Source organism: Enterobacter sp. QK-SA4 (assembly GCF_056856775.1).
This window is the reverse complement of sequence record NZ_JBXFXH010000007.1, coordinates 4692535-4708299: the sequence shown is the minus strand read 5'-3', so window position 1 is coordinate 4708299 and position 15765 is coordinate 4692535. Positions and strand designations below refer to the sequence as shown.

General features: G+C 59.8%; 16 protein-coding genes. 11 read left to right on the top strand and 5 right to left on the bottom strand.

Annotated elements, in window-relative coordinates; genetic code table 11:
• Window positions 1-123: 123 nt before the first annotated feature.
• The gene (gene dsdC / locus AC1VYI_RS24250; protein WP_134867407.1) at window positions 124-1050 is read left to right on the top strand and encodes a DNA-binding transcriptional regulator DsdC; all 927 of its coding nucleotides are present in this window, start codon (window positions 124-126) and stop codon (window positions 1048-1050) included.
• 84 nt (window positions 1051-1134) lie between these two features.
• The gene (locus tag AC1VYI_RS24245) at window positions 1135-2223 is read left to right on the top strand and encodes a cellulase family glycosylhydrolase (RefSeq protein WP_109845934.1); all 1089 of its coding nucleotides are present in this window, start codon (window positions 1135-1137) and stop codon (window positions 2221-2223) included.
• Here the strand turns inward: AC1VYI_RS24245 and emrD are convergent.
• The 4 genes from emrD to tisB all read right to left on the bottom strand — a co-directional run bounded on the left by emrD (window position 2126) and on the right by tisB (window position 4982).
• Window positions 2126-3310 carry a multidrug efflux MFS transporter EmrD gene (gene emrD, locus AC1VYI_RS24240; RefSeq protein ID WP_134866978.1) on the bottom strand — a complete coding sequence of 395 codons (1185 nt, stop codon included), beginning with the start codon at window positions 3308-3310 and terminating at the stop codon, window positions 2126-2128. The two genes, AC1VYI_RS24245 and emrD, sit on opposite strands and share 98 nt — an antisense overlap.
• A gap of 175 nt (window positions 3311-3485) precedes the next feature.
• On the bottom strand, window positions 3486-4319 hold the full coding sequence (locus AC1VYI_RS24235; RefSeq protein ID WP_023309828.1) for an EamA family transporter: 834 nt from the start codon (window positions 4317-4319) through the stop codon (window positions 3486-3488).
• 62 nt (window positions 4320-4381) lie between these two features.
• Window positions 4382-4828, bottom strand: a complete 447-nt coding sequence (locus tag AC1VYI_RS24230; protein ID WP_045400431.1) for a GNAT family N-acetyltransferase — start codon at window positions 4826-4828, stop codon at window positions 4382-4384.
• Window positions 4829-4892: 64 nt separating this feature from the next.
• Window positions 4893-4982: a type I toxin-antitoxin system toxin TisB gene (gene tisB / locus AC1VYI_RS24225; protein WP_023309830.1), complete on the bottom strand. Its 90-nt coding sequence runs from the start codon at window positions 4980-4982 to the stop codon at window positions 4893-4895.
• 521 nt (window positions 4983-5503) lie between these two features.
• On the opposite strand from tisB, the gene ivbL reads away from it, so the two are divergent.
• From ivbL to nepI, 9 genes are all read left to right on the top strand, one after another.
• Window positions 5504-5602, top strand: a complete 99-nt coding sequence (gene ivbL / locus AC1VYI_RS24220; protein WP_057979964.1) for an ilvB operon leader peptide IvbL — start codon at window positions 5504-5506, stop codon at window positions 5600-5602.
• A 106-nt stretch (window positions 5603-5708) separates the two neighbouring features.
• The gene (gene ilvB, locus AC1VYI_RS24215; protein WP_226483380.1) at window positions 5709-7397 is read left to right on the top strand and encodes an acetolactate synthase large subunit; all 1689 of its coding nucleotides are present in this window, start codon (window positions 5709-5711) and stop codon (window positions 7395-7397) included.
• A 3-nt stretch (window positions 7398-7400) separates the two neighbouring features.
• A complete protein-coding gene (gene ilvN, locus AC1VYI_RS24210; protein ID WP_010426528.1) occupies window positions 7401-7688 on the top strand; it encodes an acetolactate synthase small subunit in 288 nt (95 codons plus the stop codon).
• A 77-nt stretch (window positions 7689-7765) separates the two neighbouring features.
• Window positions 7766-8359 carry a response regulator transcription factor UhpA gene (gene uhpA, locus AC1VYI_RS24205; protein ID WP_047173150.1) on the top strand — a complete coding sequence of 198 codons (594 nt, stop codon included), beginning with the start codon at window positions 7766-7768 and terminating at the stop codon, window positions 8357-8359.
• Window positions 8356-9861, top strand: a complete 1506-nt coding sequence (gene uhpB, locus AC1VYI_RS24200; protein WP_226483381.1) for a signal transduction histidine-protein kinase/phosphatase UhpB — start codon at window positions 8356-8358, stop codon at window positions 9859-9861. The genes uhpA and uhpB overlap by 4 nt, the downstream gene beginning before the upstream one ends.
• Entirely contained in the window at window positions 9854-11173 is a 1320-nt protein-coding gene (gene uhpC, locus AC1VYI_RS24195) for an MFS transporter (protein ID WP_045354672.1), read from the top strand. Before uhpB ends, uhpC begins: the two co-directional genes overlap by 8 nt.
• Before the next feature lie 132 nt (window positions 11174-11305).
• A complete protein-coding gene (uhpT, locus tag AC1VYI_RS24190) occupies window positions 11306-12697 on the top strand; it encodes a hexose-6-phosphate:phosphate antiporter (RefSeq protein ID WP_134866976.1) in 1392 nt (463 codons plus the stop codon).
• Window positions 12698-12875: 178 nt separating this feature from the next.
• Window positions 12876-13328, top strand: coding sequence for a DUF1198 domain-containing protein (locus AC1VYI_RS24185; RefSeq protein ID WP_023309835.1), 453 nt, complete (start codon window positions 12876-12878; stop codon window positions 13326-13328).
• Window positions 13329-13430: 102 nt separating this feature from the next.
• Window positions 13431-14621 carry a purine ribonucleoside efflux pump NepI gene (gene nepI, locus AC1VYI_RS24180; protein ID WP_134866975.1) on the top strand — a complete coding sequence of 397 codons (1191 nt, stop codon included), beginning with the start codon at window positions 13431-13433 and terminating at the stop codon, window positions 14619-14621.
• Between the two features lie 99 nt (window positions 14622-14720).
• Here nepI and AC1VYI_RS24175 read toward each other — a convergent pair whose 3' ends face one another.
• A complete protein-coding gene (locus AC1VYI_RS24175; RefSeq protein ID WP_134866974.1) occupies window positions 14721-15626 on the bottom strand; it encodes a DMT family transporter in 906 nt (301 codons plus the stop codon).
• Between the last annotated feature and the right edge of the window lie 139 nt (window positions 15627-15765).

The window sequence follows — 15765 nt, the reverse complement described above, 5'->3', positions numbered from 1 at the left end:
GGTGAGCCAGATTGGATCAACTGAGTGACTGCGTTCTAAAAAGCGCACTTAAATCGTATTAGGTTCACATAAATTCACCCTTGAGCGGTATGCTGAGCGCAGAAAACCCGCGTGAGAATTGTGATGACCGATGCGAATGAAGCCAGAAACCGCCTGTTAAACGGCTGGCAGCTGTCGAAAATGTATACCTTTGAAGTGGCCGCCCGGCATGAGTCCTTCGCCCTGGCGGCGGAGGAGCTGTCGCTCAGCCCCAGCGCGGTGAGCCACCGCATCAACCTGCTGGAAGAGGAGCTGGGCATTCAGCTGTTCGTCCGCTCGCACCGTAAAGTTGAGCTGACGCAGGAGGGAAAGCGCGTTTACTGGACGCTGAAATCGTCCCTCGACACCCTGAATCAGGAGATCCTGGACATCAAAAACCAGGCGCTGTCCGGCACGCTGACGGTTTACTCCCGCCCGTCGATCGCCCAGTGCTGGCTGGTGCCCATGCTGGGAGACTTTACCCGCCGCTATCCGTCGATTTCACTCACCATCCTGACCGGCAATGATTACGTCAATATGCAGCGAACGGGCATCGATCTGGCGCTCTATTTCGACGATACGCCGCCAAACCATCTCTCTCATCACTTCCTGATGGACGAGGAGATTTTGCCCGTCTGCTCACCGCAGTATGCCCGCGAGCATGAACTGCTGAAAAACCCCGATAACCTCAGCCACTGCACGCTGCTGCACGACCGTCAGGCCTGGAGCAACGATTCCGGGACGGATGAGTGGCTGAGCTGGGCGCAACACTTTGCGGTGAATATGCCGCCATCGTCGGGCATTGGTTTCGATCGTTCCGATTTAGCGATTATTGCGGCCATCAACCACGTTGGCGTTGCGATGGGCAGAAAGCGGCTGGTGCAGAAGAGGCTCGAACGGGGCGAGCTGATCGCCCCGTTTGGTGACAAGACCCTGAAATGCCATCAGCACTACTATGTCTCGACGCTTTCCGGTCGTCAGTGGCCGAAAATAGACGCCTTTATCGGCTGGCTGAAAGAACTGGCAGGTTGAAGAATTATTACGCTTTCGCTCTACACCAAATGTGAAAAAGCGTGCTAAATACAGGTAATGCTTTCGATTTATCCAGGGTAAACCGTGTTAAAGCCTTTTATTGCCTCTGCATTACTGATCTCTTCCGGCTGGGCGATTGCCGCTGAGCCGCCGCTGACGGCTGCCCACTATGCGCAGCAGCTGGGCGTCGGGATGGATGTGGACTGGGCGCGCACCGAGCGCGGCATACGCGAATTCGACCCGCTGGTGGTACGCGATTTTCGTGCAAAAGGCATTACCCACGTGCGCATTCGCGTCGCCGATGAGCCGACGGAAGCGCGGCTAATTCACCTGCGCAAGCTGGTAGAAGCCTGCGAGCAGTATGGCGTGATCCCGATTATCGCTTATCAGGCTGATGAATATAAAAACGACCCGAAAGCCGATAACGAGAAAGAGACGATCAACTGGTGGATTGCCGTGGCGCACTATTTCGGTCAGAGCTATCCGCTGCTGGGTTTTGATCTCATCTATGAGCCGGCCGACAAGCTTAACCACAACCTCGCGTCGCTAAACCGCGTGTATGAAAAAACCATTAAAGCGATCCACGACATGGACCCGCAGCGCATGATCTTTGTTGCGCCACGCCTGCGCGCCGCCCCGGAGGATTTATCCAGCCTGAAGCTGCCCGCGCACAGTCAAAACTACCTGCTGGCGGAGTGGCATATTTTCCCGTGGGGGCCGCTGAAAAATAGCGGTAAATACCCGTGGACGTCCGGCACGGCGGCGGAGAAAGCGGCTATCCATAATCGCATCAATACCGCGCTGCGCTGGCAGCAAAAAACCGGGCACGTTAGCTGGGTCGGGGGCTGGGGCGTGGGAGAGTCAAACCACCTCACGCCAACCGCTTCGCAAATGGCGTTCTCCACCTTTATGGCCTGCGAGCTGCAAAAGGCGAAAATCCCGTATGCGCTGAACGCGGATTTCCAGTTTTACGACGGGGAAGAGGGGGCCTGGCGGCCCGCGCCGGAGCCGTTGTTGCAGGCGATGATTGCGCCCGTCTGTGAAAAGCCCGGCGAGAAGCCGGGCCATCATGCGGTTAAACCGGCTGCTCGTGATGCGGAACACGCGACGCCAGCGGCAGCCAGCACAGTAAAATCAGCAGCCCCATCAGCGTCATCAGCAGGCCCAAACTAGCCTGCCCGGTCTGCGGCATCATCGCCGAGAGCCAGGCCAGCGCGCCGGAGCCGATATTCTGCAAACCGCCCACCAGCGCGCCAGCCGTGCCTGCGAGGAACGGGAACGGCTCCATCGCGCCGCTGATCGCCAGCGGGAACAGCATCCCCGCGCCGAAGAAGAACAGCGCTGCCGGGATGAGCAGCGTCCAGACCGTCATCACGCCAAATAGCCCCGGTATCCACATCATCAGACCCGCCAGCAGACAGCTGATCACCGACTGCCACATCAGGGTGGAGAAGCGTTTGTTCGGGCGTCCGGCAAACCACGCGCCGAAGAACGCCGCCGGGATCGGCAGAATAAACAGAATACTCACGACCATGCTGCTCAGGCCCAGACCCGCGCCCAGCAGCACGCCGGAACAGGCTTCAAACACCGCAATGCCCGCCAGGCCGCCGATCAGCATCAGCAGGTAGCAGGTAAACGACCCGTTGCCAAACAGCGTTTTATAGCTGGTGATGAGCTTCGTGCGCGGCGCGTCCTGCGGGCGCGTTTCCGGCATCCAGCGCGCCATGCTGAAGGTGACAATCACGCACAGCACCAGCAGGAAGGCGTAGCAGGCGCGCCAGGACCACATCGTGTCCAGCAGGCCGCCAATCAGCGGGGCGAGAAGCGGGCTGACCAGAATTCCCATATTCAACAAGCTGTTGGCATGACGGAGCTGGGTGCCCTGATACATATCGCGCGGTAAGGTTCGCGCCATCACCCCACCGACGCCGGTCCCGACGCCCTGCAGGGCGCTGGCGGCAATCAGTACGGTCAGGCTGTGCGTGGTAATGGCAATCACCGTCGCCACCATGAAAATGCTCATGCCCACCAGGATCACCGGGCGACGCCCGACGCGGTCAGACAGCGGGCCGTAAAAGAGCTGCGAAACGCCATAGGTCAGCAGGTAGGCTGCCATCACGCTCTGCACCGCGCCCTCGCGGACGTTCAATTCCTTTGCCATGTCGGCAATCGCCGGAATGTAGATGGTTTGCGCCATCTGACCGACGGCCACCAGTAACACCAGCATCAACAATAAGTTAACGTTCCTTTGTTTTTTCATGTCGCTGAATACTTTTGCCAAAAGAGAAAAATGAAGAATAAGTGACTGCGCATTCCCATAAATGCGCGAGGAATCTACCACAGAGAGATGACAATTTAAGCATTGTCGTGGTGAATGAAAAAACCGGGAAAGGCAGGATTTGTAAACAAGATCGGCAACTAATGTTGCCAGTGATTTACGCCATGCGCAGCAGAATAGCGCCGCCGGCAATACCCAGCGCCGCCGCGATACGCAGGCCCGCAACCTTCTCTTTTAAAAGGACAAACGCGATCAGTGCCCCAAAGAGTATGGAGGTTTCACGCAGCGCCGCGACCACCGCCAGCGGCGCCTGCGTCATTGCCCAAAGCGCCAGACCGTAAGATCCCATGGTTCCCACCCCGCCGAGCAGCCCCTTTTTCCAGTGCAGGCGCAGGTAGCTGGACGCCTCGCGCCGGCGCGCCACCATTGCCCAACTCAACAGGCAGAAGCCGTTCATAAAGAAGGTCCACAGCGTATAGCCCAGCGCGGTGTTCGACAGACGCACGCCGGTGCCATCCACCAGCGTATACCCGGCAATAAAGCAGGCGTTCAGCAGCGCCAGCCCGATCCCTTTGCGTGACCGTATGCGGCCATGCATCGCCATCGCCAGAATCGACAGGCAAATTACTCCGATACCGGACCAGGCTAGCCACGAGAGACGATCGCCGAGCGCCAGCACGCCGATCAGCGCCACCAGCAGCGGGGCGGTGCCGCGCATCAGCGGATAGGTCTGGCTCATATCGGAGACCTGATAGGTTTTCGCTACCAGCACGGTGTACACAACCTGTAAGGCGCAGGAGACGATCAAAAACGGCCAGCTTGCAGCAGATGGCTGTGGGGAAAACGGCAGTAAGACCAGAGCGATAACCGTGGCGGATCCGCTGACGCTTATGGCGGAATAGAGCTTGTCCGTTCCGGCCTTAACGATGGCGTTCCAGCTGGCATGCAGCAGCGCGGCGAAGAGCAAAATGCAAAAAACGGTGATGGTCATAGCGTATCGGGTGGTGAATTGTCACTCAACTGTAACATTCACACCCTGATGCTGCCAGCCGGCTACACGGCACAAAAAAGGCGGTGCGTCACCCGCGGCTCGTCCGAGACCAGCGTAAAACCCGCCTGGCGATAGAAGCCGTACGCGCTCTCCGGCGCATGGGTATTCAGGAAATCAAACCAGATGCTGGCATCGGCCATCACCACAGTTAAAAGCTGTTTGCCAATGCCCAGCCCGCGGCACTTATCGCTGACGTAAAGATGGCGAATACGTCCGGCGCGCGGCTGCTGGCTGAACGGATCGCGGTTGAGGCCGCACACGCCGACCAACCTGCCGTTGAGAAACGCGCCCAGCAGCTTTTCACCCGGCGCGTTAAAGCGGTTCTCACCACGCTGCCAGTTATCTTCCAGCCTGCGCAGCATGTTGAAATTCAGTGCGATACTTTCAGCCTTCAGGGCGATATACCCCGGCTCATCTGGTGTGACGGGCTCAATTAACAGACGCGACATAGCATTCCCTCGTTATTAAAGAGGGGCGGTTGCCCGCCCCTCTCAGGTGCGACTTGAACCTGAATTACCGAAGGAATTTCAGGACAGCATCAAGTAGTTGCAGTACAGCAACAATGAGTTTGAGGATAAGTATCACCATATCCACTACGCTCATACGCGTCTCCTTTTGGTTAAAAGGAGCACGATGCTGGCGTACCTTTCCGCCGCCTGTTGCCAGCACCTGGATTGACGTAACACAGTGTGCTCACTTCAGGGGTTAAGGCACTGACGGCACCACCCGTTTCAGCCAGGACTTCTTTGCGCCGGTAAAACTGCGGCCCCCTCGCTCACTGCGAACACCCTCAGTATAGATAAACACTGTATGCATGAACAGTGTTTTTTGGACAAAATCAGGAAGGCGATCCATACTCAAAAGCGTCAAAATCCGTGCCGGAATTGCGCGTTCGTCTTCGATCGCGTATACTTTTTGCGTTGACGTAACACAGTGTGTTCTGCGGCGACCAACCGCAAAACCCTGATAAAAACCTCGCTCCGGCGGGGTTTTTTGTTTTCAACCCTCAACAAACGAAACGTGATCCCTGACGCATTTTTGCGCAGATGAAAATATTTCCATTGTCACGCCCGAAAACCTGTGTTTGTATAAATTCCATCAATGATTCCAAACACAGGTCCCCAATGACTTCATCCATCTTCACTTCGACCCTACTAAAAACTGCGCAACCAGCCGCAGTGGTCGTCGTGCGTGTGGTGGTGGTCGTCGGCAATGCGCCGTAGGGACTGGATCAACACACGAATCCAAAACCCCGCCGGCGCAAACCGGGCGGGGTTTTTCGTTTAGGACCCTCCCCGGAACGTCGGCCCAGAAGAAAAGGACTGGAGCATGGCAAGTTCGGGCACAACATCCACCAAGACGCGTTTTACTGGCGCGCAGCTGATCGTTCATCTGCTGGAACGGCAGGGCATCACCACGGTTGCGGGCATCCCGGGTGGCACGGTGCTGCCGCTGTACGATGCGTTAAGCCAAAGCACGCAGATCCGCCACGTGCTGGCGCGCCACGAGCAGGGGGCAGGCTTTATTGCTCAGGGCATGGCGCGTACGCAGGGCAAACCGGCGGTCTGTATGGCCTGCAGCGGCCCGGGCGCAACCAACCTGGTCACCGCCATCGCCGACGCGCGTCTCGACTCCATTCCGCTGATCTGCATTACCGGCCAGGTACCGTCCTCAATGATCGGCACCGATGCGTTCCAGGAAGTGGACACCTACGGCATCTCTATCCCCATCACCAAACATAACTATTTAGTTCGCGACATCAGCGAGCTTCCTCAGGTTATCAGCGATGCGTTCCGCATTGCGCAGTCCGGCCGCCCGGGCCCGGTGTGGATAGACATTCCTAAGGATGTCCAGACCGCAGAGATCGAGATAGACGTCCTGCCGGAGCCGGGCGAGCGTGCCCCCGCGCCGGAATTCAGCGCTGATAGCGTGCGCGATGCCGCCGCTATGATTAACGCCGCCAAACGCCCGGTGCTCTACCTGGGCGGTGGGGCCATCAACGCCGCGGATGAAATCCGCCAGTTTGCAGAGAAAGCCAACCTGCCCACTACCATGACCCTGATGGCGCTGGGCATGCTGCCTAAAGCGCACCCGCTCTCTCTCGGCATGCTGGGCATGCACGGCGCGCGCAGCACCAACTACATCCTGCAAGAGGCTGATTTGCTGATTGTTATGGGCGCGCGTTTTGATGACCGGGCAATCGGCAAAACCGAGCAGTTCTGCCCGAACGCCAAAATCATTCACGTGGATATCGACCGCGCCGAGCTGGGTAAAATCAAGCAGCCGCACGTGGCGATTCAGGGCGACGTGGCCGAGGTGCTGGCGCAGCTGATCCCGCAGACGGACGCAGCCGAGCGCGCCGACTGGCGTAAGCTGGTGGCCGATCTGCAGCGCGAATTCCCGGGCGCCATCCCAACCGAAGGCGATCCGCTGAGCCACTATGGCCTTATCAACGCCGTTGCCGCCTGCGTGGACGACAGCGCGATTATCACCACCGACGTGGGACAGCACCAGATGTGGACCGCGCAGGCCTATCCGCTGAACCGTCCTCGCCAGTGGCTGACCTCCGGCGGTCTGGGAACCATGGGCTTCGGTCTGCCTGCAGCAGTGGGTGCGGCGCTGGCGAATCCGGACCGCAAGGTCATCTGCTTCTCCGGCGACGGCAGCCTGATGATGAACATTCAGGAGATGGCGACCGCAGCCGAAAACCAGTTAGACGTAAAAATCATCCTGATGAACAACGAGGCGCTGGGGCTGGTGCACCAGCAGCAGAGCCTGTTCTACAAGCAGGGCGTGTTTGCCGCGACCTATCCGGGGATGATTAACTTTATGCAGATTGCCGCCGGTTTTGGTCTGCACACCTGCGATCTGAACGCCGAAGAGGATGCCCACGCGGCGCTGCAGGACGCGATTTCTCGCCCCGGCCCGGCGCTGATCCACGTGCGTATCGACCCTGAACAAAAAGTGTATCCGATGGTGCCGCCGGGAGCGGCAAATACTGAGATGGTGGGAGAATAAGCCATGCAGAAACAACATGATAACGTCATTCTGGAACTCACCGTCCGCAACCACCCTGGCGTCATGACCCACGTCTGCGGGCTTTTTGCCCGCCGTGCGTTTAACGTGGAAGGCATTCTCTGTCTGCCGATTCAGGGCAGCGAGCACAGCCGCATCTGGCTACTGGTCAACGACGACCAGCGTCTTGAGCAGATGATGGCGCAGATCGACAAGCTGGAAGACGTCACCAAAGTGGCTCGCAACCAGTCCGATCCCACCATGTTTAACAAAATTGCGGTGTTCTTCGAATAAATCGCTCATTGCTTGAACACCTGCGCGCTTATCGTTAAGGTAGGCGCGTTTTTTTATCCGCCCGCCAGGAATGCGCCATGACCACCATCGCCCTTATCGACGACCACCTTATCGTCCGCTCCGGATTTGCCCAGCTTCTGAACCTCGAACCGGATTTTCAGGTCGTGGCCGAGTTTGGCTCCGGTCGCGAGGCGCTGGCGGGCCTGCCGGGGCGCGGGGTGAAGGTTTGTATTTGCGACATCTCGATGCCGGATCTCTCCGGGCTGGAGCTGTTAAGCCAGCTGCCGAAAGGGATGGCGACCATTATGCTCTCGGTCCACGACAGCCCGGCGCTGGTCGAGCAGGCGCTCAACGCGGGCGCGCGCGGGTTCCTCTCCAAACGCTGTAGCCCGGACGAGCTGATTGCTGCCGTGCGCACCGTCTCCACCGGCGGCTGCTACCTGACGCCGGATATCGCCATCAAGCTGGCGGCCGGACGCCAGGATCCGCTCACCAGACGCGAGCGCCAGGTTGCGGAAAAACTCGCGCAGGGCATGTCGGTAAAAGAGATTGCCGCCGAGCTGGATCTGTCCCCGAAAACCGTACACGTTCACCGCGCCAACCTGATGGAAAAACTCAACGTCAGCAACGACGTCGAGCTGGCGCGCCGCATGTTTGACAGCTGGCAATGAGTTCCGCTTTTTCACGGCTGATCGCCGTCGTCGCCAGCTTTTTTATCTTCTCCGCCGCCTGGTTTTGCCTGTGGAGCATCAGCCTGCACCTGGTGGAACGCCCCGAGCTGGCGGTGCTGCTGTTTCCCTTCGGGCTGCGTCTGGGCTTAATGCTCCAGTGTCCGCGCGCCTACTGGCCGGTTTTGCTCGGCGCTGAGTGGCTGATGCTGGTCTGGCTGGCGCAGGAAGTTGCCCTCGCGCACCTGCCCTTATTGATGACCGGAAGCCTGCTCACGCTTCTCCCGGTTGCCCTCATCTCCCGCTACCGCCACCAGCGCGACTGGCGCACGCTGCTGCGTCAGGGGGCGGCGCTGATTGCCGCCGCGCTGCTGCAGTCGCTTCCGTGGGTCGGCGAGAAGGAGAAGCTCAATGCCCTGCTGCTGACCCTCACCGGCGGCCTGACGCTGGCGCCAACCTGCCTCGTGATCTGGCACTATCTCACCAGCACCGTCTGGCAGCCGCTCGGCCCGGCGCTGGTTTCCCAGCCGGTGAACTGGCGCGCCCGGCACCTCATCTGGTATCTGCTGCTGTTTGTGGTGAGCCTGTGGCTCCAGCTTGGCCTGCCCGCCGAGCTTTCACGCTTCACGCCGTTCTGCCTGGCGCTGCCGATTATCGCCCTGGCCTGGCACTACGGCTGGCAGGGGGCGCTGATCGCCACGCTGATGAACGCCATCGCACTGATCGCCAGCCAGACCTGGCACGATCATCCTGTTGACTTACTGCTTTCCCTGCTGGCTCAAAGCCTGACCGGGCTGCTGCTGGGAGCGGGCATTCAGCGCCTGCGCGAGCTGAACCAGTCCCTGCAAACCGAGCTGGCGCGCAACCGCCGTCTGGCGGAGCGCCTGCTGGAGACGGAAGAGAGCGTGCGGCAGGAGGTCGCCCGCGAGCTGCACGACGATATCGGCCAGACCATCACCGCCATTCGCACTCAGGCGGGCATTGTCCAGCGCCTGGCAGCGGAAAATGCGGGCGTGAAGCAGGGCGGGGCGCATATCGAACAGCTTTCGCTGGGAGTCTATGACTCCGTTCGCCGCCTGTTAGGACGACTGCGCCCGCGCCAGCTTGACGACCTGTCACTGGAGCAGGCGGTGCGTTCCCTGATGCGCGAGATGGAGCTGGAAAGCCGCGGAATAGTGAGCCATCTCGACTGGCGCATTAACGAATCTACGCTCAGCGAAGGCCAGCGCGTGACGCTGTTCCGCGTCTGTCAGGAAGGGCTGAACAATATCGTCAAGCACGCCAGCGCCAGCGCGGTCACGATCCAGGGCTGGCAGCAGGACGACAGCCTGAAGCTGATAATTGAAGACGACGGCTGCGGCCTGCCGCCGGGCTCCGGCCAGCAGGGTTTTGGCCTGGCGGGCATGCGGGAGCGCGTCAAGGCGCTGGGCGGCACGCTGAACCTCTCCTGCACCCACGGGACGCGCGTCAGCGTCAGCCTGCCGCTACGGAGTTACCATGTTTAAAACCCCTGCCAGCGCCGCGCCGATTGGCGATAAATCGGAAATCGACGCCCGCTACCGCTACTGGCGTCGCCATATCCTGATGGCCATCTGGCTCGGCTACGCGCTGTTCTACTTCACCCGCAAAAGCTTCAACGCCGCCGCACCGGAGATCCTCGCCAGCGGCGTGATGACGCGCACCGATATCGGCCTGCTGGCGACGCTGTTTTACATCACCTACGGCCTGTCGAAGTTCTTCTCCGGCATCGTCAGCGACCGCTCCAACGCGCGCTATTTTATGGGCGTTGGGCTGATCGCCACCGGCGTGGTCAACATTCTGTTTGGATTCTCCACCTCGCTGTGGGCCTTCGCCCTGCTGTGGGCGCTGAACGCCTTTTTCCAGGGCTGGGGCGCGCCGGTCTGCGCCCGCCTGCTCACCGCCTGGTATTCGCGCAACGAGCGTGGCGGCTGGTGGGCAATCTGGAACACCGCGCATAACGTCGGCGGGGCGCTGATCCCGATGGTGGTAGGTGCGGCGGCGCTGCACTACGGCTGGCGCGCGGGGATGATGATTGCCGGTGGCCTCGCGATTGTCGCCGGGCTGTTTCTCTGCTGGCGCCTGCGCGACCGGCCGCAAACCGTCGGCCTGCCTGCGGTGGGCGACTGGCGGCACGACGAAATGGAGATTGCCCAGCAGCAGGAAGGCGCGGGGCTGACCCGCAGGGAGATCCTCACCAAATACGTGCTAAAAAACCCGTACATCTGGCTACTCTCGCTCTGCTACGTGCTGGTCTACGTGGTGCGCGCGGCGATCAACGACTGGGGCAACCTGTACATGTCCGAGACGCTCGGCGTGGATCTGGTGACCGCCAACTCGGCGGTGACGATGTTCGAGCTGGGCGGGTTTATCGGCGCGCTGGTGGCGGGCTGGGGCTCGGACAAGCTGTTCAACGGCAACCGTGGCCCGATGAACCTGATTTTCGCCGCCGGGATTTTGCTCTCCGTCGGCTCGCTGTGGCTGATGCCGTTCGCCAGCTACGTGATGCAGGCGGCGTGCTTCTTCACCACCGGCTTCTTCGTGTTTGGCCCGCAGATGCTGATCGGCATGGCGGCGGCGGAGTGTTCCCACAAAGAGGCGGCAGGCGCGGCGACGGGCTTTGTCGGGCTGTTTGCCTACCTCGGCGCATCGCTCTCCGGCTGGCCGCTGGCGCGGGTGATCGACGTCTGGCACTGGAGCGGTTTCTTCGCGGTGATCGCCATCGCGGCGGGGATCTCCGCCCTGCTGCTGCTTCCCTTCCTGCATGCGCAGGCGCCGCGCGAGGTGAGCGAAGCGTGATGCGTCTCACCTTTTCACCCCGAATGGCGTAAAACTAAGAAATTTTCCCGGTTTTACCTGGACGCTGTCTCAGGCATCTCTCCCGGCTGATTTTTACAATGCTGCAAAAATCAGCTCAGGAGTAACTCAGTCATGCTGGCCTTCTTAAATCAGGTGCGCAAGCCGACCCTGGATCTGCCGCTCGACGTGCGGCGCAAGATGTGGTTCAAACCGTTCATGCAGTCCTATCTGGTGGTCTTCATCGGCTACCTGACCATGTACCTGATCCGCAAAAACTTTAACATCGCGCAGAACGACATGATCTCAACCTACGGGCTGAGCATGACGCAGCTGGGGATGATTGGCCTGGGCTTCTCCATCACCTACGGCGTGGGTAAAACCGTCGTTTCCTACTACGCGGACGGCAAAAACACCAAGCAGTTCCTGCCGTTTATGCTGATCCTCTCCGCCATCTGTATGCTCGGCTTCAGCGCCAGCATGGGCGCGGGCTCAGTCAGCCTGTTCCTTATGATCGCCTTCTACGCCCTGAGCGGTTTCTTCCAGAGTACCGGCGGGTCGTGCAGCTACTCCACCATCACCAAATGGACGCCGCGCCGCAAGCGTGGTTCCTACCTCGGCATGTGGAACATCTCCCACAACCTCGGCGGGGCGGGTGCGGCTGGCGTGGCGCTGTTTGGCGCAAACTACCTGTTCGACGGCCACGTGATCGGCATGTTTATCTTCCCGTCGATTATCGCCCTGATTGTCGGCTTTATCGGCCTGCGCTACGGCAGCGACTCCCCGGAATCTTACGGCCTCGGCAAAGCCGAAGAGCTGTTCGGCGAGGAGATTAGCGAAGAGGACAAAGAGACCGAAGAAAACGAGATGTCCAAATGGCAGATCTTTGTTGAGTACGTGCTGAAAAACAAAGTGATCTGGCTGCTCTGCTTCTCAAACATCTTCCTGTACGTGGTGCGTATCGGCATCGACCAGTGGTCGACCGTGTATGCCTTCCAGGAGCTGAAGCTTTCTAAAGAAGTGGCGATTCAGGGCTTCACCCTGTTCGAAGTGGGCGCGCTGGTCGGCACGCTGCTGTGGGGCTGGCTCTCTGACCTCGCCAACGGTCGTCGCGCGCTGGTGGCCTGCATCGCGCTGGCGTTGATTATCGTCACGCTCGGCGTCTACCAGCACGCCAGCAACCAGTACGTTTACCTGGCGTCCCTGTTCGCGCTCGGCTTCCTGGTGTTTGGTCCTCAGCTGCTGATCGGCGTAGCGGCAGTGGGCTTCGTCCCGAAAAAAGCGATCGGCGCCGCCGATGGGATTAAAGGCACCTTCGCCTACCTGATCGGCGACAGCTTCGCCAAGCTGGGCCTGGGAATGATCGCCGACGGCACGCCGATTTTCGGCCTCACCGGCTGGGCGGGCACCTTCGCGGCGCTGGATGCGGCGGCCATCGGCTGTATCGTCCTGATGGCGATGGTCGCGGTGCTGGAAGAACGTAAGATCCGCCGTGAGAATCGTGCGCAGAAATTAAAAACAGCCTGAGTGTGCAGGTAACTTCTTTGCCCGGTGTGTGATGCCGGGCTTTTTTATATTGACCCCGACGGGGTTAACTCCTCCTCTCCCAATTCTTCAACATCTTTTCCGTTCACTATTATGGCGCCACCCGCTGTCGAGGCGCTGCGTTTCCCGCTATGATGAGCGGCTATTCATAGGAGAACGCATGGTCTGGATAATGCTGGCAACGCTTGCCGTGGTGTTTGTGGTGGGATTTCGCGTCCTGACCTCAGATTCCCGCCGCGCCATCAAACGTTTAAGCGAGCGTCTGGGGATCACCCCGATGCCTGTTGAGTCGATGATCGATCAGTTCGGCAAAATGCCGGGCAATGAGTTTATCCGCTACCTTGAGCGCCCGGACGAAGCGCATCTGCAAAACGCGGCGCAGGTGCTGCTGATATGGCAGGTCTGCATTGTCGACGGCAGTGAAGAGAATCTGCACACGTGGCACCGCCTGCTGCGTAAAGCCCGCCTGGCCGCGCCGATCACCGATGCGCAAATTCGTCTGGCGCTCGGTTTTATGCGCGAGATGGAGCCCGATCCGCAGGAGCTTAACGCCTTCCAGCTGCGCTATAACCAGCTCTTCCTGCCGGAAGAGGGCGTGTTTTACCTGCACTGATCCCCTCTAAAAATCACAAAAGTTGTCTAAACGTTAAATTCGTCACACTTTTGATGATAAACTGCGCGACTTTTCCGCACGTTTTTATCTTCAGGTGACGCCATGACAGAACATATCAAGCCCACGACCAGACCGCAGACCAAAGAGGTTTCACGCCCCAACTGGTCGGCCGTTTTCGCCGTGGCATTCTGCGTCGCCTGCCTGATTACCGTTGAGTTTCTGCCGGTGAGCCTGCTGACGCCGATGGCGCAGGATCTGGGCATTTCCGAAGGCGTGGCGGGGCAGTCCGTTACCGTCACCGCGTTTGTGGCGATGTTCGCCAGCCTGTTTATTACCCAGGTGATTGGCACCATCGACCGCCGCAAGGTGGTCATCCTGTTCAGCGTGCTGCTGACGCTCTCTTGCCTGCTGGTCTCCTTTGCTGAAAGCTTCACCCTGCTGCTGCTGGGGCGCGCCTGCTTGGGGCTGGGGTTAGGCGGTTTCTGGGCGATGTCGGCCTCGCTCACCATGCGCCTGGTGCCCGCGCGGACGGTGCCAAAAGCGCTTGCCGTTATCTTCGGTGCGGTCTCTATCGCGCTGGTGATTGCCGCGCCGCTCGGCAGCTTCCTCGGCGGGATTATCGGCTGGCGTAACGTCTTCAACGCGGCGGCGGTGATGGGCCTGCTCTGCATCATTTGGGTGTGGAAAGCGCTACCGTCGCTGCCGGGCGAAGCGGCGCACCACAAACAGAACATGTTCGCGCTGCTGAAGCGCCCCGGCGTGCTGGCGGGGATGACCGCCATCTTTATGTCCTTTGCCGGGCAGTTTGCCTTCTTTACCTACATCCGCCCGGTGTTTATGACCATGGCGGGCTTTGACGTGGACGGCCTGACGCTGGTGCTGCTGAGCTTCGGTATCGCCAGCTTTGTCGGCACCTCGCTGTCGTCTCAGTTCCTGAAAAGCTCCCTGAAGGTGGCGCTGGCGGGTGCGCCGCTGGTGCTGGCGGCGAGCGCGGCGGTGCTGGTGCTGTGGGGCAGCGATAAGTGGGTGGCGTCTGCCATCGCGATTATCTGGGGCTTTGCCTTTGCGCTGGTGCCGGTGGGCTGGTCGACGTGGATCACCCGCTCGCTTGCCGATCAGGCTGAAAAAGCCGGGTCGATTCAGGTGGCGGTGATCCAGCTGGCGAATACCTGCGGCGCGGCCATTGGCGGCGTGGCGCTCGACCATCTGGGGCTGACCTCACCGCTGGTGATTTCCGGTACGCTGATGCTGCTGACCGCGCTGCTGGTGGCGGGGAAGGTTAAGGCGAAGTAGTGCTTTTCTCCCTCTCCCCATCAGGGAGAGGGGACTGCTCGGTGCTGTCTTTTCACCCTCGCCCCTTTGGGGAGAGGGCTGGGGTGAGGGGACATCAGGCTACGCCGATGTCTGAACCCGTCTTCTCGAATCCATTGAAATCAACACCACCGACGACACGATCAATAGCGTCCCCAGCCAGTCCGGCAGGGTGAACGCCACGCCCAGTAAAATCACCGACAGCAACGCGCTGCTCAGCGGCTCGGCACAGCTCAGAATGCTTGCCTTCGGCCCGCCGATCGTCTGTGCGCCTTTCAGATACAGGCTGAACGTCAGCGCCGTACCAATCACCACCAGATAGAAAAACGCCAGCAGCAGGCTGCCGTCAATCACAAAGGTCGTCCCGCGCCCGGCGTAGAACGGCGTCAATATCAATCCGGCAATCAACATACTCCAGCCGACAATTGGCAATGTGCCGTAGCGGGCGATCAGCGTTGACGGATAGGTGGTGTAAAACGCCGCGGCAAACGCCGAGGCGATACCGAAGAACAACGCGGCAGGCGAGATGGAGAGCGAGGTCGGTTCGCCGTGGGTGACCAGCAGGAACGTCCCGACAAGCGAGGTCACAATCGCGGATAAAACAAACACGCCAGGGCGCTTTTTCCGCGCCAGCGCGAACCACGCCACGATAATGGTTGGTGACAGAAACTGCAGAACGGTAGCGGTCGCGGCGTTGGATTTTTCAATCGTCAGCAGGAAGGTGAGCTGCACGGTGAGCGCGCCGACCAGCGAGAAAAACAGCAGGCTGAGGGCGTCTTTGCGATGTTTGATCACCGAGAAAATCTTGTCGCCGTGAACGAAAGAAAGCGTCAGGAGGATCACGCCGGTAAACAGCAGGCGAACCATGGTCAGGTATGGCGAAGAAATGTGGCTTTTCTCCATGATGTACTGCGCGCAAACGCCGGAACTGCCCCATAAAACGGCGGCGATCAGGACGTTTAGCATCCCTTTACGTGTGGAACCCATGTTCTCCCCTGCGATGTTGTCGTTAATTCGGTCAACAGCATAGCATGGTTGTGTGTGGCCTGATGCCCTCACCCCGGCCCTCTCCCACGGGGAGAGGGAGCAAACACTAAAAACGGCAACTCTCGTTGCCGTTTTGCTT